This window comes from Micromonospora sp. NPDC005163, from assembly GCF_053599835.1.
In genome coordinates this window covers 101,597-127,683 of the sequence record NZ_JBSFYP010000009.1, presented here as the reverse complement: position 1 = coordinate 127,683, position 26,087 = coordinate 101,597, and the positions used below count along the sequence as shown (strand labels likewise).

Below are 26,087 nucleotides of genomic sequence, written 5' to 3'. Positions count from 1 at the left end.
GGTCGTCCCTAGGCTGGCGGCATGGCACTGCTGCACCGGGCGACCCTGCGCCCCTCGAAGCTCGACCTGCTGGCGACCTGGCTGCCCGCTCGACCGTGGTACCGGGGGCCGGCCGGCGCCGACGTGGTGACCCTGGGCGCCTACCGCTTCGACGACCCCGCTGGCGCGGTCGGCATCGAGACGATCCTGGTCGGCGCCGGCGACGGGCCGGTCCACCAGGTCCCGCTCACCTACCGCGCCGCGCCGCTCGACGGCGCCGACGACTGGCTCGTCGGCACCACCGAGCACTCGGTGCTCGGCCCGCGCTGGGTGTACGACGGCTGCGCGGACCCGGTGTACGCGACGGCGCTGGCCGACGCGATCCTCGCCGGCACCGGTCAGGCGGAGCAGTACTTCGAGGTCGACGGCCGACGCGAGCTGCGTGAGCCGAACATGACGATCCTCGGCAGTGGTGCCGCGCCGCTTCCGGTCGACGCCGCGGTACCGGTGGTCGATGAGGACGCCTCGCTGATCGTCACCGATTCCGTCGAGTTGGTCGTCGTACGTCGGCCCGGCGCCGGCGCGGTCGATGCCGCCGTGGCGGTCCTCAGTGGCAGCTGGAACGGCCAGCCGACGACCGTGCCGCTGGCGTACGCCCGAGCGCGCTGACGCCACGGCGGGCCGGCAGGGCGTTACGGTCGTGGTGTGATTACCGTCGCCGACGTGCGGGCCCTCGCCCGGACGCTGCCCCGCAGCAGCGAGCATCTGATCCGGGATCGGGTGAAGTTCCGGGTCGGGTCCATCGTGTACGTCGCGTTCTCCCGTGACGAGGCGACGATGGGCTTCGGGTTCCCCAAGCAGGAGCGGGCCGGGCTGGTCGCCGCCGAGCCGGATCTGTTCTTCCTGCCCGGCGAGTCGGACCTGCGCTTTCACTGGGTGTGCTGCCACACCGCCCGGCTGGAGCACGGGTACATGACCGAGCTGGTCACCGAGGCGTGGCGGATGGTGGTGCCGAAGTTCCTGGCCCGGCAGCGGCTGGGCGGCTGACAGGCGGCGAACTACGACGACGGGGGCCTGGTAGCGGGCCCCCGTCGCGTTTCACCACCGAGTCGGTGGGGGTGGCGGCGATACGGGCGGTCGGTCGTCGCAGGTGATGGTGTTCGGCAACAGCCACGGGGCCAACCAGCCGCCGTCGTTGCCGCCGAGGTCGGTCAGCGCGAACTCCGAGCCGGCCGGGGTGAAGTGGAACGACCCGCAGTTGTTGACGCCGACCGCACCCACGTTGCGGGCGTCCACGTTGGCGAACGAGGCCGAGCCGGAAGAGCGGGCGCTGACCACGGAGGTGCCGGTGCCGTCGACCCGGACGTTCCGGAAGTGCACGTTGGTGATCGAGTAGAGGTCCTTCACCGGCCAGTCGCTGACCACCATGATCGCGTTGTAGGTGTTGTCGAGGTATGCGTCGCCGACCACCTCGATGGCCGCGTCGATGCTCCGGTCCAGGGCGAAGATCCAGATCGCGCCCAACCCGATGTTCCAGTTCAGCTCGTACGTGCCGGCGCGGGCGGTGGTGTTGTTGGTGATCCGCAGGTGACCGGTGAACGGCTCCGCGCCGAAGCGCGAACCGGCGTGGATGCCGCTGCCCTCGCGCACCGGATCGGCGATGAGGTTGTGCGAGACGGTGTTGTCCCTGCCGCCGTAGATGGCGATGCCGTTGGCCAACGTCGGCGACTGCACGGTGTTGTGGTCGAACGTGTTCCGCGCGTTGGCCGTCGTCTCCGACCACATCGCCAGGCCGTCGTCGCCGGTGTTGCGGACGAAGTTGTGGGCGACGAGCGAGTTCGTGACGCCGGTGTGGAAGTTGAGCGCGTCCGCGATCTGGTCGACGATGATGTTGTTGGTGACGCGGACGTTCGTCATCGGCCCGTCGAACCACAGGCCCACCTTGGTGTGGTGCAGGTAGAGCCCGTCGATGGTCGAGTCACTCATCGCCCCACCGATCGCGTTGACCTGGTCGGTGTCGATGCGTTCCCGCACGTCCCCCTCGATGGCGAAGCCGGAGAGGTGGACGTTGCGGCTGCCGCCGTCAGCGGCGTCGCGGCCGTAGAAGCCGACGCCGGTGTGCACCGAGCCGTCCGGGGCCGGCGTCGGCAGGGCGACCTCGCGGCCCTTGATGATGGTGTACCAGCTGCCGGCGCCCTCGATGGTCACGTCGTCGACGGTGATGTGCCGGTTGACCTGGTAGGTGCCCGGCGGGATGTACACCTTCAGGTGGGCCCGCCGGGCGAAGGCGATGGCCCGGTCCAGGGCGGCGGCGGAGTCCCGCCGGCCGGTGGGGTCGGCGCCGAAGGCCAGCACGTTCGCGGCGAGAAGCCGGACGTGCGGCGGCGCGACCAGTTCGGAGTCGAGCAGGTCGATGACGGTCCAGGCGGCCGCGCTGCCGGGTGGCGCGGTGAGCCGGACCCGGTCGCCGGCCCGGTAGGTGCGCCCGAGCAGGAGCCGCTGCTCGTCGTAGAAGTGGGTGGGCCGGAACGGCGTGCTGATGGTCGGGTACGGCGTGGTGGCCGACGGCACGCACGAGCACTCGGTGATCCACCAGTCCGGGTTCAGCAGCCCGGCCTGGGGGTCGTTGGAGAACGGGTACTGGTTGTAGAGCCATGAGTACTGCGAGGTCAGCGTCATGCTGCGGACGTGCTTGCCGTTGACCGCGACGCCCAGCGGGGCGGTGATCCCGCCGCCGCGCGGCGCGTCCGGGATGCTGTACCGCACGGTGATCGCGTTGGCCGCGCTGGGCAGGGCGAACTCGACGTACTCCCCGGGGGTGAGCCGCACCGCCCGGCGGCCGGAGGCCTCCGCGGGCAGCGTGTAGGCGGACCGGTCGGGGCCGATGATCTCGCCGTTGGTGTGGGCGTTCTCCGCCTCCTGCTCGAGAAAGCCGACGTTCGCGCCGCGCCCGGCGACCAGCGCCGGGTCGAGGGCGGCCCGGGTGACCACCGGCTGCACGCCGGATGCTCGGGTGGCGGCTGCGGCGGGCCCACCGCCCAGCAGTGCGAGGGCGGTCACGGCCACGACCGCGCCCGCGGTCAGTGGCCGGTGGGGGCGTCGCCGCGCCGGGATCGTGCTCCGGGACATGGACTCTCCTCTGTGGTCCGCGGGCGCTCTCACCGGCGCTCAGCATCGACCGCCATGATGCCAGTGGCGTGCGTAACGTTGCAAGAGGAAGATGAAAACATGAAAAGTGACGACCGAGAAGCAGAAAGAAACCGACAACACGCTTCAATGCGCGCCGTCGGCCAGCTCCACCGGAGCGGCTCCCGACGGGCGTAGGCTGAACCGCGTGGATCAAGAAGACCGGATCGCCCTGTTCCTCGACTACGAGAACCTCGCGCTGGGGGCTCGCGACAACCGCGGCGGCATGGCCTTCGACTTCCGGCCCATCGCCGACGCCCTGGCCGAGCGGGGGCGCGTGGTGGTGCGCCGGGCGTACGCCGACTGGTCCTACTTCGACGAGGACCGCCGGATGCTCACCCGGTCCCATGTCGAGCTGATCGAGATCCCGCAGCGGATGGGCGCCTCCCGCAAGAACGCGGCCGACATCAAGATGGCCGTGGATGCCATCGAGCTGGCCTTCGAACGCGACTACATCTCCACCTTCGTGATCTGTAGCGGCGACAGCGACTTCACCCCGCTGGTGCACAAGCTCCGCGAGCTGAACAAGCGGGTCATCGGCGTCGGCGTCGAGGGGTCCACGTCAGCGCTGCTCCCGCCGGCGTGCGACGAGTTCCTCTACTACGACCGGCTGGAGGGTGTGGACATCCCGCCGACCCACGGCCGGCGTGGCCGTCCGGTGCGGCAGCCGGGCCCGGAGCTGCGTGCACCCGAGCCGGAGCGGGAGCAGGAGCCGGAGGAGGAGCGGCAGCCGACGGGGGAGGAGCCCGGCCGGGACGTGGACGCCCTCGCCGTGCTGGTGGCCCAGACGGTGGCCGGGCTCCAGGGCAGCGCCAGCGGCGAGGTGACCGCCTCCCGGCTCAAGCGCACCCTGCTGCGCAAGGACCCGACGTTCAGCGAGTCCGACTACGGGTTCCGCACCTTCGGCGAGTTGCTGCGTCACCTCGCCGCGCAGAGCGTGATCGAGCTGGCCGAGGGCCCCGCGAAGGGCGACCCGGAGGTCTCGTTGCCGGAGCATGGCGATCGTGAGGTGGCCTTCGGTCTGCTCCGTGGCGTTGTGGCGGACCTGGGCAGCGCGGGCAACCCGGTCGCCCTGTCCGGGCTGAAGAACCAGCTGCGCCGGGCCCGGCCCGACTTCAGCGAGAAGAAGCTCGGCTACCGCAGCTTCCTCCAGTTCTGCAAGGCCGCCGCCACCGGCGGTGTGGTCGACCTGCGCTGGAGTCCCGAAGCGGACGACTACCTGCTCACCGCGCAGGGGTGAGTGCCAGCCGGCTCCCTGGCCGGCATGCCCGAAGGCGCCTCGTCCCGGTTCTGATCCGCTGCTCAGGACGGGAGAAGTGCCGCGGCGGCTCCTCCATGTCTCGAGTTGACCCGAACTGCGCCCGAATCGCGGCTCTTGTCACGCTCTGAGCCCACCTGCGCCGTACCCCTTGCCGGGGAATTGCTATACGGTCGGCGAATGATGGTGGAGGAACACTGGTGGAACGGTGACACGACCCCGCGCGGGCGCCGGGACGTGTACATCCGTACTGACGGGCAGGGTTGGGAGGTCCGCGCCCAGATCGGTGGGGCGTCGGGTCGTGAGCGGGTGCAGCAGTGCCCCAGCCGGGCCTCGGCGGCCATCCTCGCCGACGCCTGGCGCGGCACCCACCCTTCCTGGCGCGAACTGACGCGCTGATCCGGCACCGGGCCGGGCCGGCAACGCTCCAGGGCTCCAGCCCGGCGCGGTCACCGGCCGGCCCGGCGCACGGCTCACCCGGCGGCGGCCGGAGACGGGGTCACGTCAGCCGGTCACTGCGCGTCGCTTCGACGAAGGTGCGCCACTGCTCGGGGCGGAACCGCAGTGCGGGGCCGGTCGCGTCCTTGCTGTCCCGAACGCCGATGACATCGGGCAGGTTGTCCGCCACCTCGACACAGTTGCCTTGAGCGCTGCTCCGGATGCTCTTGCGCCAAGCGGCGCCGGTCAGATCAACCATCGTGTCTCTCCTTGATGTCCTGCACGAGCTTGCGGGATTCCTGCACGCTCAGCGCCTCTGACGTGAGCGTCTTCCAGACCTCGGCGTACGCGCGGACCTCTTCGATCCGGTCGAGGTACAGAGCTCCCGACAGTCCCTCGCTGTAGACCGTCGTGGGCTCTGCGGACCTGGCACCGGTGGTGGGGAAGTCCAGGATGACGAAATTCCCTGCCACCGCCACCTGACTCAGCCTGCTGCCGAGCGGCAGAAGCCTGATGGACACGTTGGACGCGTTGCCGGCCTCGATGAGCCGATCTAGCTGCCCAGCCATGCCGGGAACGGCGCGGTGTAGTAGTGCCTCCTCAAGAATGACGTCCAACGTGGGCGCGGCCGGGCGCTTCCTGACCAGGATTCGCTGACGCTCGGTCCGCAGTTCCACCAGCTTGGCCACCTCGTCGTCCGAGGTTTCTGGTCGAGTCCGTCCTACCTCAGCCGCGTACTCCGGCGTCTGCAACAGGCCGGGTACCAGGGCATGTTCATAGGTTCGTATCCGGCTGGCCGCTGACTCCAGCCCCACGTACAGCTCGAACCACCTCGGGATGATCTCGCCGTAGGCGTGATACCAGCCCTTGCTTTTGGACTCGCTGGCCAGGCTCACGAGGACTTCGGTCATGTCCGCGGCGGCGCCGTAGAGGCGGCACATCTGGTCGACGTCCAGCGCCCGCACGGGGGTCTGCCCGGACTCGATGCGGTACATCTTGGCGCGGGACCACTCAAGGTCGGACGCAGCCGCCTCCAGCCCGATGCCTGCCTGCTCTCTGGTCTGGCGCAGCAGCCGGCCGAGCTGCCGCCGCGGCACCGTCGAACCAGCCTCGGTCATTCGCGCCGTCCTCTCCGTCTCGTCTTGACACGTCATCCGGCGTCGATTGGGACGCCACACGCATCATCACCCGAAACGTGCCGTGCGTAGTGAACATCTCACGGCGAGTGTTGCAGGAGGATTCACCGGCCCGGGATCGTGACAGGTATCAGGGCTGGTGGACGGGCCTCTACTGGCCGATCGAGCCCTCTCAGCCGGACGACCAGGAGGGGATGACGATGATTGAGCAGTACCGGCCCGAGCCGCCGTTCCTCGTGATCATGGCCGGTTACGTGATCGACCTCCATCACCGCAACGTCTGCCGCCTGTGCCGGCCTGACGGGACGTGCCCGAAGCTCGCCGAGGCCGCCGAACGCCTGACAGCCTGGCGGCAACGGACGATCAGATGAGGCTCCATGCGGCCGACCTCGTGCTGGTTGACCGGTCCGCGAGCCCGCAGTTCGTGGTGCCCATCAGATTCCGGCTGATCCGGGTCCTGGACCGCACCACCACCTACGACGGCTGGGCGTGGCTCGACGGGTACCAGGTGAACCGGACCGGCCAGGCGTTCGCCCGTCGGGAGATCTACGTGCAGCCGGAGAATCTCCGCAAGCTCACGGACCCGGCCGCGGTCGGCCGTTCGTCCCTGATCGGCGGCTGAGCCCAGATCCTCTCGATCGCCTGATGCTGTGTAGTCGTCGACGGGTCGATGCGACTACTCACCTGATCAAGCGGTTCCGTGCGATTCCGTGTCCCCCGCGTCAGGCGGGGTACACCGGGGCGGCCGGTTCGCGCGTGATGGAGGTCGCCCATGTCGCAGGGTCCCGACGAGGAGAACCTGAGGATCGAGGAGGAGGCGCGGGAGGCCGAGCACCGGCTGGCCGCGCTCGGCGACCGGTCCGAGGACGCGCTGACCGACGAGGAGGCCCGGGTGTCGGATAACGCCCGCACCGAGCAGGACGCCGGCTAGGGCCGGCCCGAGCAGAACGCCGGCAGAGAAGCCGGCCCGAGCCGGGCCGGCCCCTCTCGACGGCAGGGGTCAGGCGGCCTGGTCCTTCGGGACCGGGAGCACCACGCCCTCGGCAGCCGACCGGTGCGCCAGCTCGATCAACTCGACGGTGGCGACCGAGTCCCGCGGATCCACCGGCATCGGGGTGCCGTCCCGCAGCGCCGCGGCCACCTGCTGGTAGAAGCTCTGGTACGAGCCGGGCTCGGTGGGCACCGGCCGCAGGTCACCGTCGACGCCGAGCAGGCCGTACCGCTCCGGCGGAACCTCGCCCCAGCCCGGCTGGTCCGGCCGGCCACCGTCGTGCAGCGCCGCTTCCTGCACGTCCAGCCCGTACGTCGTGTAGCCGGCCCGGTCACCGAGCACCCGCAGCCGGGGCCCGAGCTGAGCGGTGATCGCGCCCATCCAGAGGTGCGAGTGCACCCCGTTGGCGTGGGTCAACGCCACGAACGCGTCGTCGTCGACCGCGGCGCCCTCGCGGCGGCGGTCGACCTCGGCGTAGACGCGGTCGACGGCACCGAAGAGCTGTAAGGCCTGGTCGATGAGGTGGGCGCCGAGGTCGAAGAGGGCGCCTCCGGCCTCCTCGGGGCCGGCAAGCTCCCGCCAGCCCGGCTTGATGGTCGGGCGGAACCGCTCGAACCGGGACTCGAAGCGGAGCACCCGCCCCAACTCGCCCTGCTCCACGAGGCGGCGTGCGGTCAGGAAGTCGCCGTCCCACCGGCGGTTCTGGAACACCGTCAGCGGCACTCCCCGGCGGTCGGCGTCCTCGACCAGCGCCCGACTGTCGGCGGCGGTGGGTGCCAGCGGCTTGTCGACGACGACCGGCAGGCCGGCCGCCACCGCCGCCCGGGCCATCGGCACGTGCAGCCGGTTCGGCGTCGCCACCACGACCAGGTCCAGCGCGTCGGGCGTACGCCACAACTCGTCGGCGTCGTCGACCAGGCGGGCGTCCGGGTGGTGCTGCCGGGCCTGCTCACGCTTCTGCGGATCGCGGGTCATGATGGCGTCCAGCCGCAGCCCGGGCGTCGCGGCGATCAGCGGTGCGTGGAACACCCGGCCCGCCAGCCCGTACCCCAGCAGACCGACCCGCAGCGCCTCCGCCATGCCGTGCTCCCGTCTCCCGGTCCGCGCCCTGGTGGCGGCGGTCCCGGTGATCGAATCTACGCCCCGGTCGGCCCGGTCCGGCCCGCGCCCGGCGCTGCTCAGCTGGCCGGGTCGGCGCGCAGGTAGGTGAGCACCGCGAGCACCCGGCGGTTGGTGTCGTCGCTGGGCGGCAGGTCGAGCTTCAGCAGGATGTTGCCGACGTGCTTGCCGACCGCCGCCTCCGTGACGTGCAGCCGGGCGGCGATCGACGCGTTGGACCGGCCCTCGGCCAGCAGCGCCAGCACCTCACGTTCCCGGGCGGAGAGCGCGGCGAGCGGGTCACGCGGGCGGTGCAGCAGCTGCCGGACGACGTCCGGGTCGATGGCGGTGCCGCCGGCCGTGACCCGGTGCAGCGTGTCGACGAACTCGGCGACCTCGGCCACCCGGTCCTTGAGCAGGTAACCCACCCGCTGGCCGTCGCCGCTGTCCAGCAGCGCCGCGGCGTACCCGGTCTGCACGTACTGGCTCAGGACCACGACCGGGAGCTGGGGTCGCTCGGCGCGCAACGCCACGGCGGCCCGCAACCCGTCGTCTCGCCGGCCGGGCGGCATCCGGATGTCGGTCAGCACCAGGTCCGGCCGGTGCGTGCGGGCCGCGTCCAGCAGCTCCGGAGCCGAGCCGACGGCGGCACACACCGTGAAGTCGAATCGGGTGAGCAGCCCGACCAGCCCCTCGCGCAGCAGCACCTCGTCCTCGGCGAGCACCACCCGGGTCAAGGACGACATGGCAGCTCCACCCGGACCAGGGTAGGCCCGCCGGGTGGGCTGGAGAGCAGCAGCCGGCCGTCGGCGGCGGCGACCCGGTCGGCGAGGCCGGTCAGGCCGGTGCCCCGGGTGGGGTCGGCGCCGCCGCGGCCGTCGTCGGACACCTCGACGACGAGGTCTCCGCCGGTCCGGGCGAGGCGTACCTCGGCGCGGGTCGCCCGGGCGTGCCGCGCCACGTTGCCCAGCGCCTCCGACACCACGAAGTAGGCGGTGGTCTCGACGATCTCCGGTAGCTCGCCGTCGAGATCGGCCCGTACGGTGACCGCGACGGTGGTCGCGTCGGCCAGCTCGCGTGCCGCACCGGCGAGACCGAGGTCGGTGAGGCTCTGCGGCCGGATGCCGTGCACCAACTGCCGGAGCATCACCATCAGGCCCCGGGCCTGGTCGTGCGCGACGGCCAGGGGCCGGGCCGCGGGGGAGTCCTCGGGCACGTCCAGCCGGGCCAGGCCCAGCTGGAGGGTGAGGCTGGTCAACCGGGGTTGGGCGCCGTCGTGCAGGTCGCGCTCGATCCGCCGCCGTTCGGCCTCGTACGCGCCGACCAGCCGGGTCCGGGACCGGGCGACCTCGCGAAGCGCCGCCGCGTCGACCGGCCAAGCCAGCGCCCATCGGGTCACGGCGGCCTGGGCGGCGGCGAGCAGCCCGGCCGCGTACCAGAGCACCGGGATGAGGAGCACACCCACGATCGCGTACGGGACCGCCTCGCCGGGGCTGTCCACCGTGCGCCAGATGACGACGGGCTGGTTGGCGTCACCGGCCAGCCAGGGGCTGGTGACCATCCCGAGGTCGAGCAGCACCACCAGCAGCAGCACCCAGTACGCGATCGGCACGAACCCGCCCAGCCAGAACAGGTACGCCACCTCCCGCCACCCGGCGGCGGTGCGGTAGCGGGCGGCCAGGCCCGGCCACGGCGACGCGGGCAGCGGGCGGCCGTCCACGAGGCCGAGCCGCCATCGCTCGACGGCGGCCACCGGGAAGCTCACAAGCGGCGCCAGCGTCAGCAGGACGAGGCTGCCGACCGTCAGGAACAGCAGGAGCGGGACCTCCGGCGGCCGGCCCTGCAGTCGTACGCCGTTGACGGCTGCCAGCAGGGGCGCGACGACGACGAGCAGCCCGACGGCGAGCACACCGGCGACCGGCACGGTGCTGACCAGGTAGACCAGCGCGCGCCAGGGCCAGGCGGAGACCAGCCAGCCGCGGCGGCGCAGCGCCTCGGCCAGGTGGCAGGGGTGTTCCGGGGTCATGACGCAGACGCTAATCGCCGCGCCCGGGTCGACCCAGCCGTCCAGATCCACTCCTGGGGTATGCCCAGCCCTACCGTCGCCGCCCGGACCGAGGCGGGCTGCGACGGGGTGTGGTGTGGCCGGAAACGGGAAGAACGCGCCGTCGCGCGATCCGCGTGACGTGTGCTGGCGGTGGCTGGAGAGACATGGGTGCCAGAACCTTCGTGGTGGTCGGCGCTACCAGCGGGCTCGGCCTCGCGGTGGCCCGGCTGCTGGTCGACGAGCACCGGGTGGTGGTGCTCGGTGACGTCGCGGCCGAGATCGCCACGGTGACCGACGAGCTGGGCTGCGCCGGGGCGGTGTGTGACGTCTCCTCCCACGAGCAGGTTCGCGACACGTTCGCCGAGGTTGTCGAGCGTTACGGCACGATCGACGGGGTGGCGGCCTGTGCGTCGATGTGGGCGGGTGGCGACCTGGCGGACCTCTCCGTGGAGCACATCCGGCGGGCCGTGGAGATCAACGTTCTGGGCGTCACGTACGTACTCCGGGAGGCGTTGCAGCACCTGCACCGGCAGGGCCACGGGAACATCGTGTACATCGGCGCGATGGCGGTGACGTCCCCCCGGCCCGGCATCCCGGTCTACCGGGCGACCAAGAGCTACGGCAGCAGCCTGGTCGAGTCGCTGGCCGAGGCCCAGCACAGCAACCAGATCAAGGTGATGCAGCTGCATCCCGGGCCGATGCCGACCCGGCTGCAGGAACGGGTCGGCGCCGAGTTCCTGGACGAGGTGTACGCCCGTCCCGATCAGGTCGCCACCGAAGTCGTCCGGCTGCTGCTGCTCGAACCCGGCGATCTCTACGTCTCGGGAGAGCGCGTGCTGCGCGCGGACGGGCGGTGGTGACGGCGGCGGCCGGACCCGCCGACCGTCCGACCTCGGTGTGGGCGCCCCTGCGGACCGCCGTCTACCGCAACCTGTGGCTGGCTCTGCTCGCCGCCAACATCGGCACCTGGATGCAGACGGTCGGCGCGCAGTGGCTGCTGATCCACCACTCCAACGCCTCCACCCTGGTCGCCCTGGTCCAGACCGCGAGCCTGCTGCCGGTGCTGCTGCTGGCACTGCCCGCCGGCGTGCTGGCCGACAACTTCGACCGCCGGCACCTGCTGATCGCCGTACAGCTGTTCCTGGTGGTGGTGGCGGTGGCGTTGACCCTGCTCACCGTCACCGACCGGATGCCGCCCGCGCTGCTGCTCACCCTCACGTTCGCGTTCGGGGTCGGGCAGGCGCTCACCCTGCCGGCCTGGGCGGCGGTGATCCCGGAGCTGGTGCCGCAGGACCAGCTCCGGGCGGCCTCCGCGCTCGGTTCGATCAGCGTGAACATGGCGCGGGCGGTCGGGCCGGCGGTGGCCGGCGTGTTGATCGCCCAGACCGGCGTCGCCCCGGTCTTCGCGCTCAACGCCATCGCGTTTCTGATCTTCACGTACGCGTTGGCGCGCTGGAAACCGGGCAACGCCCGCGCGGTCGAGGTGCCCGAGCGGTTCACCGCGGCGCTGCGTGCCGGCAGCCGCTACGTACGGCACTCGCCGACTGTCCGCCGGTTGCTGCGCCGCGCGCTGGTCTTCGTGATCCCGGCCAGCGCACTGTGGGCGCTGCTTCCGCTGGTGGCCAACCGCCGACTCGGGCTGGGTTCCGGTGGGTACGGTCTGCTGCTGGCAGCCCTCGGGGTGGGAGCCATCGCGGGTGGCGTGCTGCTGGCTGTGATCCGGACCCGGCTGTCGGCCAACCAGTTGCTGTTCATCGCCGGGGTGCTGTTCACCGCCGCGCTGACGGTGGTCGGCACGGTGCGGGTGGTGCCGCTGGTGCTCATCGCCCTGCTGCCCGCCGGGTTGGCCTGGGTGACGGTGCTGGCCAACGTCAACGCCGAGATGCAGGTCTTCCTGCCGAGCTGGGTGCGAGCCCGAGGGTTGGCCGTCTACCAGATCTTCTTCGCCGGCGGGCAGGCGGTGGGCGCGTTCGTCTGGGGTCTGGTGGCCGACCTGGCCGGGCTGGTGGCGGCCTTCGTCGCCGCGGCGGTGTTCATGCTGGTCGGCACCGTGACCAGTCGGGTCTGGCCGCTGCCGGACCTGCCGACGGTGAACCGGGATCCGGCCAGCTACTGGCCCCAGCTGCACCTGGCGCACGACCCGGACCCCCGGGTCGGGCCGGTGCTGGTGATCGTGGAGTACACCGTCCGGCCGGAGCGGACACAGCCGTTCCTGGCGGCGATGGATCTGGTGCGCGGCGCCCGCCAGCGGACCGGCGCGATGCGTTGGGGGCTGTTCCGGCCGGCCGAGACCACGGACCGGTTCGTCGAGGTGTACATGGTGCCGTCCTGGGGCGAGCACCTGCGTCAGCACGGCGGCCGGTTGACGAGCGAGGACCGCGAGGCCGAGGAGCGGGCCCGGGAGCTGACCGACGGCGAACCGGAGGTGCGTCACCTGGTGCCGGCCGCAGCCGGCCCGACGCTGACCGACGACCGGCAGGCGCTCTGACGTTGGCAGCGGTCGGCAGGTGGCGTACGACGTACGGCCGCGTTGCTAGGATGGCCGCACCATGGCGAGTGAGCGCAAGGCGACCGCGGATCCGGCCCGCAGCCTGGCCATCCTGTGGCGCACCGGCGAGCCGACCAGCCGCAGCGCGGGGCCGGGGCTCAGTGTCGACCGGATCGTCCGGGCCGCCGTCGCCATCGCGGACGCCGAGGGCCTCGACGCGCTGACCATGCGCCGGGTCGCCGAGGCGCTGGGCGTCGGCACGATGTCCGTCTACACCTACGTGCCGGGCAAGGCCGAACTCGTCGACGTCATGATCGACACCGTGTACGGCGAGATGCCCCGCGCCGCCGTCGCCGGCGACTGGCGGGCCCGGCTGGAGCGGATCGCCCGGGACAATCTCGCCCTCTACCGGCGACACCTCTGGATGCTGCGGGCCGAGACGACCCGACCCGTGCTCGGCCCCCACCTGGTGGGCAAGTACGACCACGAGCTTAGCGCCGTCGCCGACATCGGGCTGACCGACGTGGAGATGGACGCGGTGCTCACCCTCGTCCTCGGGCACGTGAAGAGTGCCGCGCGCGCCGCGTCCGAGGTGGTCGACCTGGAGCGGGAGACCGGCATGACCGACGGCCAGTGGTGGCAGTCGCACGCGCCCTTCCTGGAGAGGGTCATGACGGCCGGCAGCTACCCGACCGCCGCCCGGGTCGGCACCGCGGCGGGCCAGCAGCACGGCGCCGCGTACGGGCCGGAGTACGCCTTCGAGTTCGGCCTGCAAAGGGTCCTGGACGGCATCTCGGTGGTGGTCGGCGAGCGGGCGGCCGGCTGACCCAGGCAGCCCGACCCGCCGCGACAGACGGACTGGCGGGCCCGGGAAACCGACCCGGCTCCGGCCCTGCGGGTGGTACGACTGGAGGCGGCGACACCGGGGGCCTGGAAGGATGGCGATGGCGAACGGGCTTCCGGGGCGGCGGCACGACGACGTCGTGGAGTTGCGGGTGCATGGCGTCTCCGGGGCGGGACCGGAGCGGGTGCTCGACCAGGCACACGTGCGGCAGGTCGCCGGTGACCGCAGTGGCGGGTTCCACCGTCGGGCCCCCCAGGCCGACGACACCGACCCGGACGGGGTCACGCTGGAGGCGTACCGGTGGGGCGATCTGCCCTCGGGCACCGTGGCCCGGACGCTCTCCCTGGTCTTCCTGCTGCCGTTCATGCTCAGCAACCTGGCGGTCTGGATGAGGCCGACGGGTCGGTGGAGCGGCCCCGGCGTCACCGTCCTGTGCCGGCTCGTCGCGCTCGACCTCACGGTGCTCTACGTGCTGTCGACGGCCGGTGTCGCGCTCGACCTGCTCGCTTGGCGCTGTCTCGGCATGGCCCGCTGCCCGGCGGGGCGTGGAGGGCTCGCCGGGCTCGACGACTGGTCGATCGGGCAGCGACTGGCGGTGCTGGCTCTGCTGCCGATTGCCGCCGTCGGACTTCTCCGGCTGCTCGGCGCCCGTCGGCGCCGTCCCGTCGACAACTCGCTGTGGGCCGTCGAGCCACTCGTCGGACGGCTGCGGGCGACCCACGTCGCCGCCGCGCTCGCCGTGGTCGACCTGGTGCTGCTCGTCGCCCGGTCGGCCGGCGGCCGGACGACCGCGACGACCGTGCTGCTCGCGCTCACCGGGGCGGTGCTGCTCGCCTCCGTCGTTCTGCTCGGCGTGCCGGGGCTGGTGGACGGCTCGGCGACCGCCCTGCCCGCCGGCCGGGTCGCCGGCGCGCTGCGCCTGGTGGCGTACGGCCTGAGCGTGGCCACCCTCGCCATCGTGGCCCTGGATTCGCGGGGCTGGCCGTCGTCGACCGGGCTGCCGGGGTACGGGCGGATCCTCGGCTCGGTGTCGCTCGTCCAGATGTCGCTGCTCGTGGCGCTGGGCGGGCTGGTGCTGTGGGACCACGGTCGAGGGGTCCCTCGCGGCGCACCGCGGCACGGGCTGGGCGCGGCGGTCATCGCGGCCATCGCGGTCGGCCTGGCCGGAGCGTTCTCCGCAGCCCTGGTCTACTGGGCCGGGAACTTGCTTGGCGGCATCGCCGGTCAGCCGCTGGCGTACAACTGGACCATCCTGGCCTTCTTCCTGCACGTCGTCGCGGCGGTGGTGCTGTGTGGTGCGATGACGCTGCTCTCGCGTGGCCGCCGGTGGCGTGCCGCGGCGACGATCACCGCCCGGGACTTCCCGACGGCACCGCCGGGAGCAGCCGATTATCTACACAGGGTGACGAAGATGATTGCCCGGGCCCGCTTCACCGAGTGGCTGGGGCTGCTCGCCGCGACCTATGCGGCGCTGGCGGTCATCGGTCTGACCACCAGCCTGCTGGGACAGTTCCGGCTCGAACCGGACCAGCTGGGGCGGGAGCTCCTCGGGCTGCCAGCCGGGTCCGTCGGCGTCGGCCTCGCCGTGGGCAGCTACTTCGTCGCCGCCCTGCTGCTCGCCCTGCTTTTGGGCGGGCTGTTCGCGTACCGGACGGCGTGGTTCCGCCGGTACGTCGGGGTGCTGTGGGACCTGGGCACGTTCTGGCCCCGGGCCGCCCACCCGTTCGCGCCCGCGAGCTACGCCGACCGCGCGGTGCCCGAGCTGGTCGACCGGATCACCCAGCTCACGCAGCGGCACGCCGGGGTGGTGCTCTGCGGGCACAGCCACGGCTCCGCGCTGCTGGCCCTCGCGGTGCTGCGGCTCCCGCCGGGCGTGCGTCAGCGGGTCGCGCTGCTCACCTACGGGTCCCCGCTGGACCGCCTGTACGCCCGGCTGTTCCCGGCGTACCTGAGCGAGGAGGTGCTGCGCCAGGTGGGGGAGCGGGTCGGGTGGCGGTGGTTGAACCTGTGGCGGGACACCGACCCGATCGGTGGCTGGATCTTCGCCGCGCACCGGCCCGGCGATCCGCCGCTCGACGTGACCAACCCCGCCACGCGGGTCGATCGGCGGCTGCGGGATCCTCGGGACCTGCCGGCGCGGCCAGGGGAGCGCCGGGCGCCGCCGCTGCGGGGGCACCACCCGGGCGAGTCCGACCCCGAGTTCCGGGCAGCGGTGCGCGAACTCGCCGGTCGACTACGCGACCAGGACGGTGACTGAGCGGTCGCCGATGGATCCGGGCCGTTCGGGGTCGGCCCTCACCGGTCCTCCGGCAGCCGTTCGGACTCCGCGACCACGGCACGGACCTTGCGCAGGGTGGCGTCGGGGGAGCGGATCGCGGCACGCCACCGGTCCAGCGTCCGGGTGAGCACCCGGACCACGAACTGCAACTGGTTGACCTGCTCGCGCAGCACCCCCAGCTCCGACCGGGCGCTCAGCGCCTCCTCCTCCAGCTCGGTGATCCGGGTCTGTAGTGGCTGTACCAGGGTGAGGGCGGCCTCGGTGAGGGTGTCGGCGGCGTCGGCCTTGAACTTGCCCCGCTGCACCACGACGGTGGCGATGGCGACCAGGCCGGTGCTTCCGCCGAGGATGCCGAACACGCTGAGCGCCACCTGCAGCCACGGGGGTGCGTCGGGCGCCGGTGTGGAGATCACGTGACACCGCCTTCTGCCGGTTCGACAGCGACGCACTGGCTGGCCTGGGCCAGCCGGCGCAGGTCGATGGCGATCTGAGCGGCCCGCCACAGCGACCCGACGGCGAGCGCGGTGATGAACGACGCCGCGGCGATGGCCTGCCGGCCCGACACGACCAGCAGCGCCATCGTGTACATGCCGCTGATGGTGCCGAACACCACGACCGACGCGAGCTCGATGCCGAGCCCGGTGGCGAGCCGGCCGGGCCACAGGATGCCCAGCAGGCCTCCGACGCCGACCAGGACCAGACCGAGCTCCCAACCGATCTGGATCGGGACCGGCATGGCCATCCGGACCGAGGTCGGCCGGCCCCCGAGCAGGAGCAGCAGAACACCGCAGACGGGAGCCATGGCCAGGGCGGCCACCTCGAAGGGTTGGTGCCGGGGCCGGATACGCAGGTACCCCACGGCGACTCCTTGGTCGATAACCGTCGTCAACCACCAGCGGCCGTTGGGTGCCGGTGGATCGATGGTGACCGCGCTGCGGTCCGTGCGGCGAAGCCCGACGGTGGTGAGGGTGCGTGTGGACGGTCGATGGTCGAGGAGGTGAGCGACTCGCCGTCGTTGGCTGGCCGATATCTGCCTGTGTAGCACCGATGAACCGCTGGCGTCCACTTTGTGTAACGTCATATATCCGCAGGTCAGAGCCCATTTCGGTGGCTGTCGGCCCGGGTGGCGCGGTGCGGGCCCCCGGTCGACCGGGCCATGTCGACGAGTGACGATAAGTGTCGAATATCTTACGTTCCGTCACATGGCTGCGGTCGACCCGTCGCTACCGTGCGAGCAGCGCGCGTAGCGCCCGGACCACCTCCGCGGGCGCCTCCTCGGCCATGAAGTGCCCGCAGGTGACGGTCTGGTGTGACAGGTTCGGCGCCCAGGCCCGCCACAAGCCGGCCGCGTCGTAGCCGAGCGCCGCGCCCCAGTCCTGCTGCAGCACCGTCACCGGCATCCGCAGCCGGTTGCCGGCCGCCCGGTCGGCGGTGTCGTGGGCGACGTCGATCCCGGCGGACGCCCGGTAGTCGGCGACGATCGAGGTGACCGCGGCCCGGGACGCGCCCAGGTACGCGGCCCGCACGTCCGCCGGCAGGGCCCCGGGATCGCGGGTCCAGGCGTCCAGGAAGTGGCCGAAGAAGGCGTCCGGGCTGCCGCCGATCAGCTCCTCCGGCAGGCCGGGCGGCTGCGCCATCAGATACAGGTGGAAGGCGACGGCGGCGGTGGCGCCGTGCAGCACGTCCCACATGTCCAGGGTGGGCAGCACGTCGAGCAGGGCCAGCTGGCTGACCGCGTCCGGATGGTCGAGACCGGCGCGGAACGCGACCAGGGCGCCCCGGTCGTGCCCGGCCAGCGCGAAACGCTCGTGGCCGAGCGCCCGGGCCAGCGCCACGATGTCGGCGGCCATGGTGCGTTTGGCGTACCCGCTGCCGTCGACGTCGACGGGTTTGTCGCTGTCGCCGTAGCCGCGCAGGTCCGGGCAGATGACCGTGTGGTCGGCGGCCAGGTCGGCCGCGACGTGCCGCCACATCAGGTGGGTCTGCGGGAAACCGTGCAGCAGCACGATCGCGGGCCCGGAGCCGCCCACGGCGACGTTGAGCGTGACGCCCTCGGCGACGTTGACCCGCCGGTAGTCGAATCCGTTGATCCTCAGGTCCACGGTGAACCTCTCTGGTGAGCAGGGGCCGGCGGGGGCGGTGGCCCGACGCCGTCGTACCTGGTCGAGCCTGCCCCCGGGTGATCAGCAGGCGGTCAGCGGCGAATCAGTGCCGACAGGCCGGGGCCGGCCGGGTCGACCCACCTAGATTGGTGCCATGACCAGGCGGCGGCACCCGTGGCGGTGACCTTCGGCGTCCTCGGGCCGGTGACCGCCGCGACCGAGAGTGGCCCGGTCCCGCTCAAGGGGCCCCGCCAGCGCACGGTGCTGGGCCGGCTGCTGATCGCCCGGGGCCGGGTCGTGCCGGTGGACCGGCTCGTCGACGACCTGTGGGAGGTACCCCCGGAGGGCGCGGTCGGCGCGATCCGGACCTTCGTCGCCGACCTGCGCCGGGCACTGGAGCCCGACCGGCCGCCCCGGCAACCGCCCCGGCTCCTGGTCACCGAACCACCGGGGTACGTGCTGCGAGCCGCCCCGGACGCGGTGGACGCCGGACGGTTCGAGGCGGCGGTCAGCGAGGCGGGCCAGCTGCTGGCGGCGGGACTGCCCGCACCGGCTCTGACCGCGCTGGACGCGGCGCTCGGGCTCTGGCGGGGGCCCGCGTACGCCGACTGCGCGGGTGAGGTCTGGGCGGTCGCGGAGATCAACCGGCTGGAGGAGCTGCGGATGCTCGCCGTCGAGCGGCGGGCGGAGGCGCTGTTGGCGCTCGGTCGGCCGGACGAAGCCGCCGCCGAACTGCCGGCCCACCTCGCCAGCCATCCGCTGCGCGAGGACGCCTGGCGGCTGCTCGCGGTGGCCCGGTACCGCTCCGGTCGACAGGGCGACGCGCTGGCCGCGCTGCGCCAGGCCCGGGACGTCCTGGTGACCGAACTGGGCGTGGACCCCGGGCCCGAGCTGCGGCGGCTTGAGGCCGACATCCTGGCCCAGGCGCCGCACCTCACCCCGCCCAACCTGGAGGTGGCCGTCCCCGTTCGACCCGGCGGCCCGGGACCGGTGTGGGAGCGTCCGTTCGTCGGCCGCGACACCGAGCTGGACCGGCTGCGCCGGGCCGCTGAGACCGCCGCCCTGCGCGGCCAGCCGACCCTCGTCCTGCTCAGCGGGGACCCGGGCGCCGGCAAGACGGCACTGGCCGAGACGCTGACCCGACGGCTCGCCGCCGAGGGTTGGGCGACGGCGTGGGGCCGCAGCCCGGAGTACGAGGGCGCCCCGGCAGCCTGGCCGTGGACCCAGATCACGGATGCGCTCGCCGGACCGACCGACCCCAGCGGGGGCGCTGGCTCCGGCGGCGCGGTCGATGGCACCGGGGCGGCGAGCGATCCCGCCGTCGCCCGGTTCCGCCGGCACCGCGCGGTGGCGTCGCTGGTCTCGGCGGTCGCCGACCGGCGGCCGGTGCTGCTGGTCCTCGACGACCTGCACCGCGCGGACGGGGACACCCTGGACCTGCTGACCGCGCTGCTCACCGGCCCGCAACCGGCCACCGGACCGGTGCTGATCCTCGGCACCTACCGGGCCACCGAGATCAGCCCGGAGCTGACCGCCGCACTGGCCCGGGCGGCCCGGCTGGAGCCGGTACGGGAATACCTCGCCGGCCTGTCCACGTCGGCGACCGGTGAACTGGCCCGCGTCGTCGCCGGGACCGAGCTGGACCCGCCCACCGTGCGGTTGATCCACCACCGCAGCGGCGGCAACCCCTTCTTCGTGCGGGAGCTGGCCCAGCTGTACGCGGCCGAGGGCGGCGGAGCCCTCGCTGCGGTGCCGCCCGGGGTGCGCGACGTCATCCGGCATCGGCTGGCGCAGCTACCCGCGCCGACCCGCACGGTGCTGCGGCAGGCGGCGGTGCTCGGCCGGGACCTCGACCCGGAGGTGCTCGGCGCGCTGGCCGGCGACCCCGCGACCCTGCTGGACGCCGTGGACCGTGCGTTGCAGGCCGGCTTCCTCAGCGAACAGGACCCCGACGGGCGGCTGCGGTTCACCCACATTCTCGTCCGCGACACGCTCTACGCCGACCTGTCCGCGCCGCGCCGCGCAGCCCTGCACGCGGCCGTGGCGGAGGCGCTGCGAACGCGCCAACCCACTGATCCCGCCGCGCTGGCGCACCACCTGCTGCACGCCGGTGGACCGGCAGCCGCCCGGCGGGCCGCCGGCTACGCCCGTACCGCCGCGGAACACGCCGAGCGGGCCGGCAACCCGCACGAGGCGGTCCGGCTGTGGACGCAGGTGGTCGACGCGTACGACCGCGCCGGCGGGAGCAAGCGACGCGAGCGGCTGGGCGCCGTGCTCGGCCTGGGTCGCGCGCTGGCCGTGACGGGCCGGCTGGCCGAGGCGCGACGGCGCCGGGCCGAGGCGATCGCCGACGCCGAGTCGGTCGGCGACCCTCGCCTGGTCGCGGAGGTGCTGGCCGGCTTCGACGTGCCCGCCATCTGGACCCGCAACGACGACGACCGGCTCTCCGGGCGGATCGTCCAGGCCGCCGAGCACGCCCTGACCGCCCTCGGCCCGACCGGCTCGACGCAGCGTAGCCGGCTGCTCAGCACCCTCGCGCTGGAGCTGCGCGGCACCACCACCGACCGTGGCCGCCGGGCAGCCCAGGAGGCCGAGGGGATCGCCCGGGCCGCCGCGGACCCGGGGCTGTTGGCCTTCGCGCTCAATGCCCGCTTCATGCACGCCTTCCACCGCGCCGGCCTGGCCGGTGAGCGGGCCCGGATCGGCGCCGAGCTGGTCGACCTGGCCGCGCGGCACCAGCTGGTGACCTTCGAGGTGCTGGGCCACCTCGTCCTCGTGCAGGCCCGCTGCGCGCTGGCCGACCGCGCCGGCGCCGACGCGCACGCCCGCGCCGCCGACCGCCTCGCGGAGCGGTACGAGCTACCGCTGGTCGGTGTCTTCACCCGGTGGTACGCCGCGCTGCGGTTGGCGCTGGCCGGCGAGTATGCCGAGGCGGCGGACGCGTACCGGGCGGCGGTCGACCGGCTGCCCACCGACGCGATGCCGGGCCTGACCCGGGGGCTGCTCCCGCTCGCCCTGCTCGGGCTGCGCCTCACCGCCGCCGTCGACGCCGAGCGGTCAGCAGCCGGGCCGGACGGCGTCGTCGACCGGCCCGTCCCCGGGCTCCAGGGCGAGGACTGGGCGGGCCTGGACTGGGGCCCCCACGAGCCGTGGGTCCGACCGCTGCTGCTCGTCGCCGCCGGTGACCGGGACGCCGCCGGAGCGGCCCTGCGGGCCCTCCCGGACGGACCGCACGACCTGCTGCGGGAGGCACGGCTCTGCGTCACCGCCCGCGCGGCGCTCGCCCTGGGCGACCGGGCCACGATGGAGCGCGTCGCCGCCGAACTCCGGCCGGCCGCCGAGGAACTGGCCGCCGGCAGCGGGGTGCTCACCGTCGGCCCGGTGGCCGGGTACCTCGCCGACCTGGCCGCCGCGTTGGGCCGCGACGACGAGGCGGCCGGGCACCGCCGTACCGCCCGCGCGGTCACCGCCCGGGCCCGCGCCGCCACCTCCCCGGCCTGACCACGGGCGGCGGAGTCACCGCCGGCCGGGGCGACTTGGCGGTTCCCCGGGAACCGACCGGCAGGGTGCGGTCAGATGGAAACCAGCGGCGCCGCCGCCGTCCGCCGTGGATCAAGGGGGTACGCGTGGAGGTGCTCGTCCTGATCGTGGTGCTGGGCGTCACCGTCCTGGTCGGCACCACGCTCGGCGGCCGGTACAGGGTCGCGCCACCGGTCCTGCTCATCGCGTTCGGGGTGCTGCTCGGGCTGGCGCCGCCGCTGTCCGAGCTGACCCTGGAGCCGGACCTGGTACTGCTGATCTTCCTGCCGGCGATCCTCTACCGGGAGAGTCTCACCATCAGCCTGCGCGAGATCCGGGCCAACTTCCCGGTGATCGGGCTGCTCGCCGTGGTGCTGGTGGTGCTCACCATGGTCACGGTGTCGCTGACCGCGCAGGCGTTCGGCGTGAACCCCGCCGCCGCCTGGGTGCTCGGGGCGGTCCTCGCGCCGACCGACGCCGCCGCGGTCACCGGGCTGGCCAAGCGGCTGCCCCGGAAGCTCCTGACCACGCTGCACGCGGAGAGCCTGATCAACGACGGCACCGCGCTGGTGCTCTTCGCGGTGACCGTGGGCCTGCTCACCAAGGAAGCGGAACCCGGCGCGCTCGGGATCGGCGAGGAGTTCGTCGGGGCCAGCGCCGGGGGAGTGATCGCCGGCCTGCTGGTCGGCGCCGCCGTGGTGCTGATCCGCAAACGGCTCGACGATCCCCTGCGCGAGGGCGCGCTCAGCGTGCTGACGCCGTTCGCCGCGTTCCTGCTCGCCGACGCGGTGCACGCCAGCGGGGTGCTGGCGGTCGTGGTCGCCGGCCTGATGCTGGCCTACGCCGGCCCCCGGGTGATCCGCGCCCGGTCGCGGGTGCTGGCGTACGCGTTCTGGGACCTGTCCACGTTCCTGATCAACGGTGGGCTGTTCGTCCTGCTCGGCACCCAGATCCCCCGGGCGGTGAGGAGCATCACCAGCGCCTCGCCGCAGCGCGCGTTGACGATCGTGCTGCTGGTCACCGTGGTCGTCCTCGTCACCCGGCTGCTCTTCGTCTACCTGACGGCGGAATCGGTGAAGCTCGTAAACCGGCGAGTGGTGATGAACGTGAGCCAGGGTCGGGGCGGCTGGCGGGTCGGCACCGTCGCCGGCTGGTCGGGTTTCCGGGGTGCCGTCTCGCTCGCCGCCGCCCTGGCGGTCCCGGCGACGACGGTCTCCGGTCAACCGGTGGCCGAACGCGACCTGATCATCTTCGTCACCTCGCTGGTGATCGTGCTGATCATGCTCGTTCAGGGCACCACCCTGCCGGTGGTGGTGCGCTGGGCGGGGCTCGCCGGCGATCCCGAGCGGGCCGACGAGTTGCGGCAGGCACGCGTGCGGGCCACCGAGGTGGGCCTGGCCGCGCTGCCCCAGGCCGCCGCCGAGGTCGGCGCCGACGAGGAGGCGGTCCGCCGGCTACAGGACGAGTACCAGCGGCACCTGGAGGACGCCAACGAGGGCTCTGGGCGTACCGCGGAGGAACTCCGTCTGGAACGCCAACTGCGCCTCGCCGTCCTCGACCACAAACGGCGGGAGATCACCCGGTTGCGCGACCGTCGGGAGATCGACGACCTTGTGCTGCTCGACCTTCAGGCCGCGCTGGACAACGAAGAGATCCGGCTGCTGGGCCGCGAGTCCACAGAATGATCGCGGCCGCCGCGATGGGCGGCGGAGCGACGGATTGGCGACACTTCCCGGGCCGCGCACGGGGCGGGTGGCCACCCCGCCGCCGGGTACGGTGGAACCGATTCGGCGTTCGTCGATGCGTTCGGCCCGCGAGGGGGTGCTCATGACCAGCGGGGGGACGGAGGCCGACCTGCGGGTGGTCACCGAACGGGAGTTCCTCGACGAGCTGACCTCGGTCACCCGGGAGCGCGGCGGCACAGAATTCCTCTACCTGATGGCGCAGGGTGACGGCGTCATCGGGGTGCAGTGGGAGCAGCCCGGCGTCGACCATCTGCGCCGCTACCGGGTGCGCGACCCCGGCGGCCCGGCCTGCCCGCACTGCCATCTTCGAAGCGGTGCTGGCGCTGTCGCCCGTGCTGCCACTGGACCTGATGCGGACCGCCCGCACCCGACCGCACTACGAGACGGTGCTACGCACCGGCCGGCTGCCCCACCTGGCGTTCGCCCGGCCGGTTGGCCAGCCCGGGGGGAGCTGGCTCGCCGACTGCCACGCGGTCACCGGCGACCCGCACACCGACGCCGACTGCTCGCGGCACGCCGTGCCCGCACCGAGCGGCGACCCGCTGGATCTGCGCCTCGAGTCGCTGCCCCGGTCGATCCGGCAGCTGTACCCGCACGACGCCGCCGCGACGGCGGACCTCCAGCAGCGGCTGCGGATCGCCCAGGACTGGCGGGCCGACGCGCAGGCCGTCGCGAGCGGGGTCCGTGCGGCGGCGGCGACCTGGGCGTTCCTGCGCAACTCCTGCGTCCTGGGCGTGCCGGTGCCCGGTGCCAAGGGTCTCGTCCTCACCCTCCCGCCGGGCCGGACCCCGGACGACCGACCGCTGGCCGAGCTGCACGCCGCGGCGGTACGCGCGCTGCCAACCGGCGGACGGGTGGCGTATCAGGAGCGGGCCTGCCTGGTGCCGGAGCCGGCACCGGGGGCGCAGCGGATGCCGTCGTACTCCGGCGCGCTGGACCTGACCGGTGCGGCGCCGGTGCGCACGCTGCGGCTGCCGGCGCCACGCCGGCCGCTGAGCACCACCGGCCGGGGCGTGCTGCTGCTCTACGAGGCCCGGCACGCGATGGGCCGGCACGTCGCCAGCGCGCCGGAGCGGGACGACGCCTACTGGGAATCCGAGGCGGCGTTGAACGTCTTCGAGTTCACCCTGTTAAAGCGGGTGGCCGGCCGGCACTACCAGGAGGCGGTGGCCGCCTACCTGCAGGTCCTGCGCCGGGAGGGTGACCTGCTCGCCCGCCCGCACAAGGTGCTCGACCGGCGTCACCGCAAGGCGTTGTCGCTGGCTTTCGGCGGGCTGGACGACGAGGAGCTGCACCTGTGGGCGTCGGTCGCCTACCGCAACGCCATCCTGGTGCTGCTCGGCGACCTGAAGGCGTTCGCCGCACACCTGCGCCGCCAGGCCGCCTGACGCGAAGGAAGGGCACCTTGTTAACGCCTCGTGTATAGGAAGGGCCCCTTCCTAACGGTTCAGAGCACCTGGGCGAGGAACCGGCGCAGCCGGGGATGCTCGGCCCGCTCGAAGATCGCCTCCGGCGGCCCCGACTCCAGCACCACGCCCCGGTCCATGAAGGCCACGGTGTCGGCGACCTGCCGGGCGAAGCCCATTTCGTGGGTGACCACCACCATGGTCATGCCCCCGGCGGACAGGTCGGCCATCACCCCGAGCACCCCCTTGACCAGCTCCGGGTCGAGCGCCGAGGTGGCCTCGTCGAAGAGCATCACCTCCGGCCGCAGGGCCAGCGCCCGGGCGATCGCCACCCGCTGCTGCTGGCCGCCGGAGAGTTGCGCCGGCCGGGCGTCGGCCTTGCCGGCCAGCCCCACCAGCTCCAGCTGGGCCCGCGCGACGGCCTCCGCCTCGTCCTCCCCGAGCTTGCGCAGCCGGCGCAACGCCAGGGTGACGTTGCGCACCACGCTCATGTGCGGGAAGAGGTTGAACTGCTGGAAGACCATGCCCACCCGCTGCCGCAGCGCGTCCGGGTCGTCGCGTAGCACGCTGCGCCCGTCCAGCAGCACGTCGCCGCGGTCCGGCTCGATCAGCCGGTTGATGGTGCGCAGCAGAGTGGACTTGCCCGACCCGGACGGCCCGATCACGCAGGCCGTCGCGCCCCGTGGCACGGCCAGGTCGACGCCGCGCAGCACCCGGTTCGGTCCGAACGCGAGGTGCACGTCGCGTACGTCGAGGCTGACCGAGGTGGTCGTGCTGGCGGTCATCGCCGGTCCCCTTCCGTCGCGCCGGTCAGCGCCGACTCGGTGTCGTCCTCGTCGGCCGGCGCGGTGGCCGGCCGGCCGTGGCGCAGCCGCCGGTCGATCCAGTTGACCGCGTGCGTCAGCGGAACGGTCAGCGCCAGGTAGCAGAGCCCGGCCAGCAGCAGCGCGGACTCGTTGCCGGTGGTGGCCGCGTAGTCCTGCCCGATCCGGAACAGCTCCCGCTGGCTGGCCACCAGGCCGAGGAAGTAGACGAGGCTGGAGTCCTTGATCAGCGCGATGAGCTGGTTCACCCAGGCCGGGAGCACCCGCCGGATGCCCTGCGGAATGATCACCATCCGCATCGCCTCGCCCCAGGAGAAACCGAGCGCCCGGGCTCCCTCCAACTGTGCGGCCTCCACCGACTGGATGCCGGAGCGGAAGATCTCCCCGATGTACGCCGCCGCGATCAGCGACAGCGCCAGAATGCCCAGCGGGTAGGGGTCAGGTCCCCAGACCTGCATGCCCAGCGGCGCGAGCCCGACGCCGATCAGCAGGATCGTCGCCGCGGCCGGCAGCCCCCGGAACACGTCGGTGTAGACCCGCGCCGGCCAGCGCAGCCACCGGCTGCGGGAGATGCCGGCGACGGCCAGCAGCAGGCCCAGCACCGAGCCGAGCAGGGCGGCGGAGACCGCCAGGATCAGCGTGTTGGGCAACCCGACGGTCAGCATCTCGGGCAGCGCCTCGCGCATCGCGTCCCAGTCGAAGAAGGTCTCCCACAGGGTGCTCAACGGATCCATTGGTCGCCTCTCCT

25 protein-coding genes are annotated in these 26,087 nt (G+C 73.0%); 14 read left to right on the top strand and 11 right to left on the bottom strand.

Annotated features, from left to right (window positions below; translation table 11 throughout):
* Window positions 1–21: 21 nt before the first annotated feature.
* Entirely contained in the window at window positions 22–648 is a 627-nt protein-coding gene (locus tag ACWD6N_RS09740; protein ID WP_354966019.1) for a CG0192-related protein, read from the top strand.
* A 36-nt stretch (window positions 649–684) separates the two neighbouring features.
* Entirely contained in the window at window positions 685–1,026 is a 342-nt protein-coding gene (locus ACWD6N_RS09735; RefSeq protein WP_089016864.1) for an MmcQ/YjbR family DNA-binding protein, read from the top strand.
* A 51-nt stretch (window positions 1,027–1,077) separates the two neighbouring features.
* On the opposite strand, the gene ACWD6N_RS09730 is transcribed toward ACWD6N_RS09735, so the two are convergent.
* Window positions 1,078–3,108, bottom strand: coding sequence for a glycosyl hydrolase family 28-related protein (locus ACWD6N_RS09730; protein WP_387327128.1), 2,031 nt, complete (start codon window positions 3,106–3,108; stop codon window positions 1,078–1,080).
* Window positions 3,109–3,313: 205 nt separating this feature from the next.
* On the opposite strand from ACWD6N_RS09730, the gene ACWD6N_RS09725 reads away from it, so the two are divergent.
* Complete coding sequence (locus ACWD6N_RS09725; protein WP_354966017.1) at window positions 3,314–4,405, top strand: PIN domain-containing protein; 1,092 nt, start codon at window positions 3,314–3,316, stop codon at window positions 4,403–4,405.
* A 198-nt stretch (window positions 4,406–4,603) separates the two neighbouring features.
* Entirely contained in the window at window positions 4,604–4,822 is a 219-nt protein-coding gene (locus ACWD6N_RS09720) for a hypothetical protein (RefSeq protein ID WP_074318338.1), read from the top strand.
* Between the two features lie 100 nt (window positions 4,823–4,922).
* Here ACWD6N_RS09720 and ACWD6N_RS09715 read toward each other — a convergent pair whose 3' ends face one another.
* A complete protein-coding gene (locus ACWD6N_RS09715) occupies window positions 4,923–5,120 on the bottom strand; it encodes a DUF397 domain-containing protein (RefSeq protein ID WP_354966016.1) in 198 nt (65 codons plus the stop codon).
* Window positions 5,113–5,979: a helix-turn-helix domain-containing protein gene (locus tag ACWD6N_RS09710; protein ID WP_387327132.1), complete on the bottom strand. Its 867-nt coding sequence runs from the start codon at window positions 5,977–5,979 to the stop codon at window positions 5,113–5,115. Before ACWD6N_RS09710 ends, ACWD6N_RS09715 begins: the two co-directional genes overlap by 8 nt.
* A gap of 212 nt (window positions 5,980–6,191) precedes the next feature.
* Here ACWD6N_RS09710 and ACWD6N_RS09705 point away from each other — a divergent pair, with 212 nt between their 5' ends.
* The 3 genes from ACWD6N_RS09705 to ACWD6N_RS09695 all read left to right on the top strand — a co-directional run bounded on the left by ACWD6N_RS09705 (window position 6,192) and on the right by ACWD6N_RS09695 (window position 6,928).
* Window positions 6,192–6,368, top strand: coding sequence for a hypothetical protein (locus ACWD6N_RS09705; RefSeq protein ID WP_354966014.1), 177 nt, complete (start codon window positions 6,192–6,194; stop codon window positions 6,366–6,368).
* On the top strand, window positions 6,365–6,619 hold the full coding sequence (locus tag ACWD6N_RS09700; protein WP_354966013.1) for a hypothetical protein: 255 nt from the start codon (window positions 6,365–6,367) through the stop codon (window positions 6,617–6,619). The genes ACWD6N_RS09705 and ACWD6N_RS09700 overlap by 4 nt, the downstream gene beginning before the upstream one ends.
* Window positions 6,620–6,769: 150 nt before the next feature.
* A complete protein-coding gene (locus ACWD6N_RS09695) occupies window positions 6,770–6,928 on the top strand; it encodes a hypothetical protein (protein WP_354966012.1) in 159 nt (52 codons plus the stop codon).
* A gap of 69 nt (window positions 6,929–6,997) precedes the next feature.
* On the opposite strand, the gene ACWD6N_RS09690 is transcribed toward ACWD6N_RS09695, so the two are convergent.
* From ACWD6N_RS09690 to ACWD6N_RS09680, 3 genes are all read right to left on the bottom strand, one after another.
* A complete protein-coding gene (locus ACWD6N_RS09690; RefSeq protein WP_387327136.1) occupies window positions 6,998–8,068 on the bottom strand; it encodes a Gfo/Idh/MocA family oxidoreductase in 1,071 nt (356 codons plus the stop codon).
* A 98-nt stretch (window positions 8,069–8,166) separates the two neighbouring features.
* Window positions 8,167–8,832: a response regulator transcription factor gene (locus ACWD6N_RS09685; protein WP_354966010.1), complete on the bottom strand. Its 666-nt coding sequence runs from the start codon at window positions 8,830–8,832 to the stop codon at window positions 8,167–8,169.
* The gene (locus ACWD6N_RS09680; RefSeq protein ID WP_354966009.1) at window positions 8,820–10,112 is read right to left on the bottom strand and encodes a sensor histidine kinase; all 1,293 of its coding nucleotides are present in this window, start codon (window positions 10,110–10,112) and stop codon (window positions 8,820–8,822) included. Before ACWD6N_RS09680 ends, ACWD6N_RS09685 begins: the two co-directional genes overlap by 13 nt.
* Before the next feature lie 185 nt (window positions 10,113–10,297).
* Between ACWD6N_RS09680 and ACWD6N_RS09675 the strand changes: the two genes are divergently transcribed.
* The 4 genes from ACWD6N_RS09675 (at window position 10,298) to ACWD6N_RS09660 (ending at window position 15,722) form a co-directional block, all read left to right on the top strand.
* Window positions 10,298–10,993 carry an SDR family NAD(P)-dependent oxidoreductase gene (locus tag ACWD6N_RS09675; protein WP_354966008.1) on the top strand — a complete coding sequence of 232 codons (696 nt, stop codon included), beginning with the start codon at window positions 10,298–10,300 and terminating at the stop codon, window positions 10,991–10,993.
* Between the two features lie 35 nt (window positions 10,994–11,028).
* A complete protein-coding gene (locus tag ACWD6N_RS09670; RefSeq protein ID WP_387327141.1) occupies window positions 11,029–12,621 on the top strand; it encodes an MFS transporter in 1,593 nt (530 codons plus the stop codon).
* Between the two features lie 61 nt (window positions 12,622–12,682).
* Window positions 12,683–13,447, top strand: coding sequence for a TetR/AcrR family transcriptional regulator (locus ACWD6N_RS09665; RefSeq protein WP_354966006.1), 765 nt, complete (start codon window positions 12,683–12,685; stop codon window positions 13,445–13,447).
* Window positions 13,448–13,565: 118 nt separating this feature from the next.
* On the top strand, window positions 13,566–15,722 hold the full coding sequence (locus ACWD6N_RS09660) for a hypothetical protein (RefSeq protein WP_354966005.1): 2,157 nt from the start codon (window positions 13,566–13,568) through the stop codon (window positions 15,720–15,722).
* A gap of 38 nt (window positions 15,723–15,760) precedes the next feature.
* Here the strand turns inward: ACWD6N_RS09660 and ACWD6N_RS09655 are convergent, their stop codons facing one another.
* The 3 genes from ACWD6N_RS09655 to ACWD6N_RS09645 all read right to left on the bottom strand — a co-directional run bounded on the left by ACWD6N_RS09655 (window position 15,761) and on the right by ACWD6N_RS09645 (window position 17,845).
* Window positions 15,761–16,156 (bottom strand): hypothetical protein, encoded by a 396-nt coding sequence (locus ACWD6N_RS09655; protein ID WP_387327145.1) that lies wholly within the window; start codon window positions 16,154–16,156, stop codon window positions 15,761–15,763.
* Entirely contained in the window at window positions 16,153–16,602 is a 450-nt protein-coding gene (locus tag ACWD6N_RS09650; protein WP_354966003.1) for a hypothetical protein, read from the bottom strand. Before ACWD6N_RS09650 ends, ACWD6N_RS09655 begins: the two co-directional genes overlap by 4 nt.
* Window positions 16,603–16,966: 364 nt before the next feature.
* Window positions 16,967–17,845 carry an alpha/beta fold hydrolase gene (locus tag ACWD6N_RS09645; protein ID WP_354966002.1) on the bottom strand — a complete coding sequence of 293 codons (879 nt, stop codon included), beginning with the start codon at window positions 17,843–17,845 and terminating at the stop codon, window positions 16,967–16,969.
* Window positions 17,846–18,019: 174 nt separating this feature from the next.
* Between ACWD6N_RS09645 and ACWD6N_RS09640 the strand changes: the two genes are divergently transcribed.
* The 3 genes from ACWD6N_RS09640 to ACWD6N_RS09630 all read left to right on the top strand — a co-directional run bounded on the left by ACWD6N_RS09640 (window position 18,020) and on the right by ACWD6N_RS09630 (window position 24,497).
* The gene (locus tag ACWD6N_RS09640) at window positions 18,020–21,346 is read left to right on the top strand and encodes a BTAD domain-containing putative transcriptional regulator (protein WP_387327149.1); all 3,327 of its coding nucleotides are present in this window, start codon (window positions 18,020–18,022) and stop codon (window positions 21,344–21,346) included.
* A gap of 125 nt (window positions 21,347–21,471) precedes the next feature.
* Window positions 21,472–23,049, top strand: coding sequence for a Na+/H+ antiporter (locus ACWD6N_RS09635; protein WP_354966000.1), 1,578 nt, complete (start codon window positions 21,472–21,474; stop codon window positions 23,047–23,049).
* A gap of 374 nt (window positions 23,050–23,423) precedes the next feature.
* Complete coding sequence (locus ACWD6N_RS09630; RefSeq protein ID WP_387327152.1) at window positions 23,424–24,497, top strand: hypothetical protein; 1,074 nt, start codon at window positions 23,424–23,426, stop codon at window positions 24,495–24,497.
* A 59-nt stretch (window positions 24,498–24,556) separates the two neighbouring features.
* On the opposite strand, the gene ACWD6N_RS09625 is transcribed toward ACWD6N_RS09630, so the two are convergent.
* Window positions 24,557–25,300, bottom strand: coding sequence for an amino acid ABC transporter ATP-binding protein (locus tag ACWD6N_RS09625; RefSeq protein ID WP_354965998.1), 744 nt, complete (start codon window positions 25,298–25,300; stop codon window positions 24,557–24,559).
* Window positions 25,297–26,073 carry an amino acid ABC transporter permease gene (locus tag ACWD6N_RS09620; RefSeq protein WP_354965997.1) on the bottom strand — a complete coding sequence of 259 codons (777 nt, stop codon included), beginning with the start codon at window positions 26,071–26,073 and terminating at the stop codon, window positions 25,297–25,299. The genes ACWD6N_RS09625 and ACWD6N_RS09620 overlap by 4 nt, the downstream gene beginning before the upstream one ends.
* Window positions 26,074–26,087: the final 14 nt, after the last annotated feature.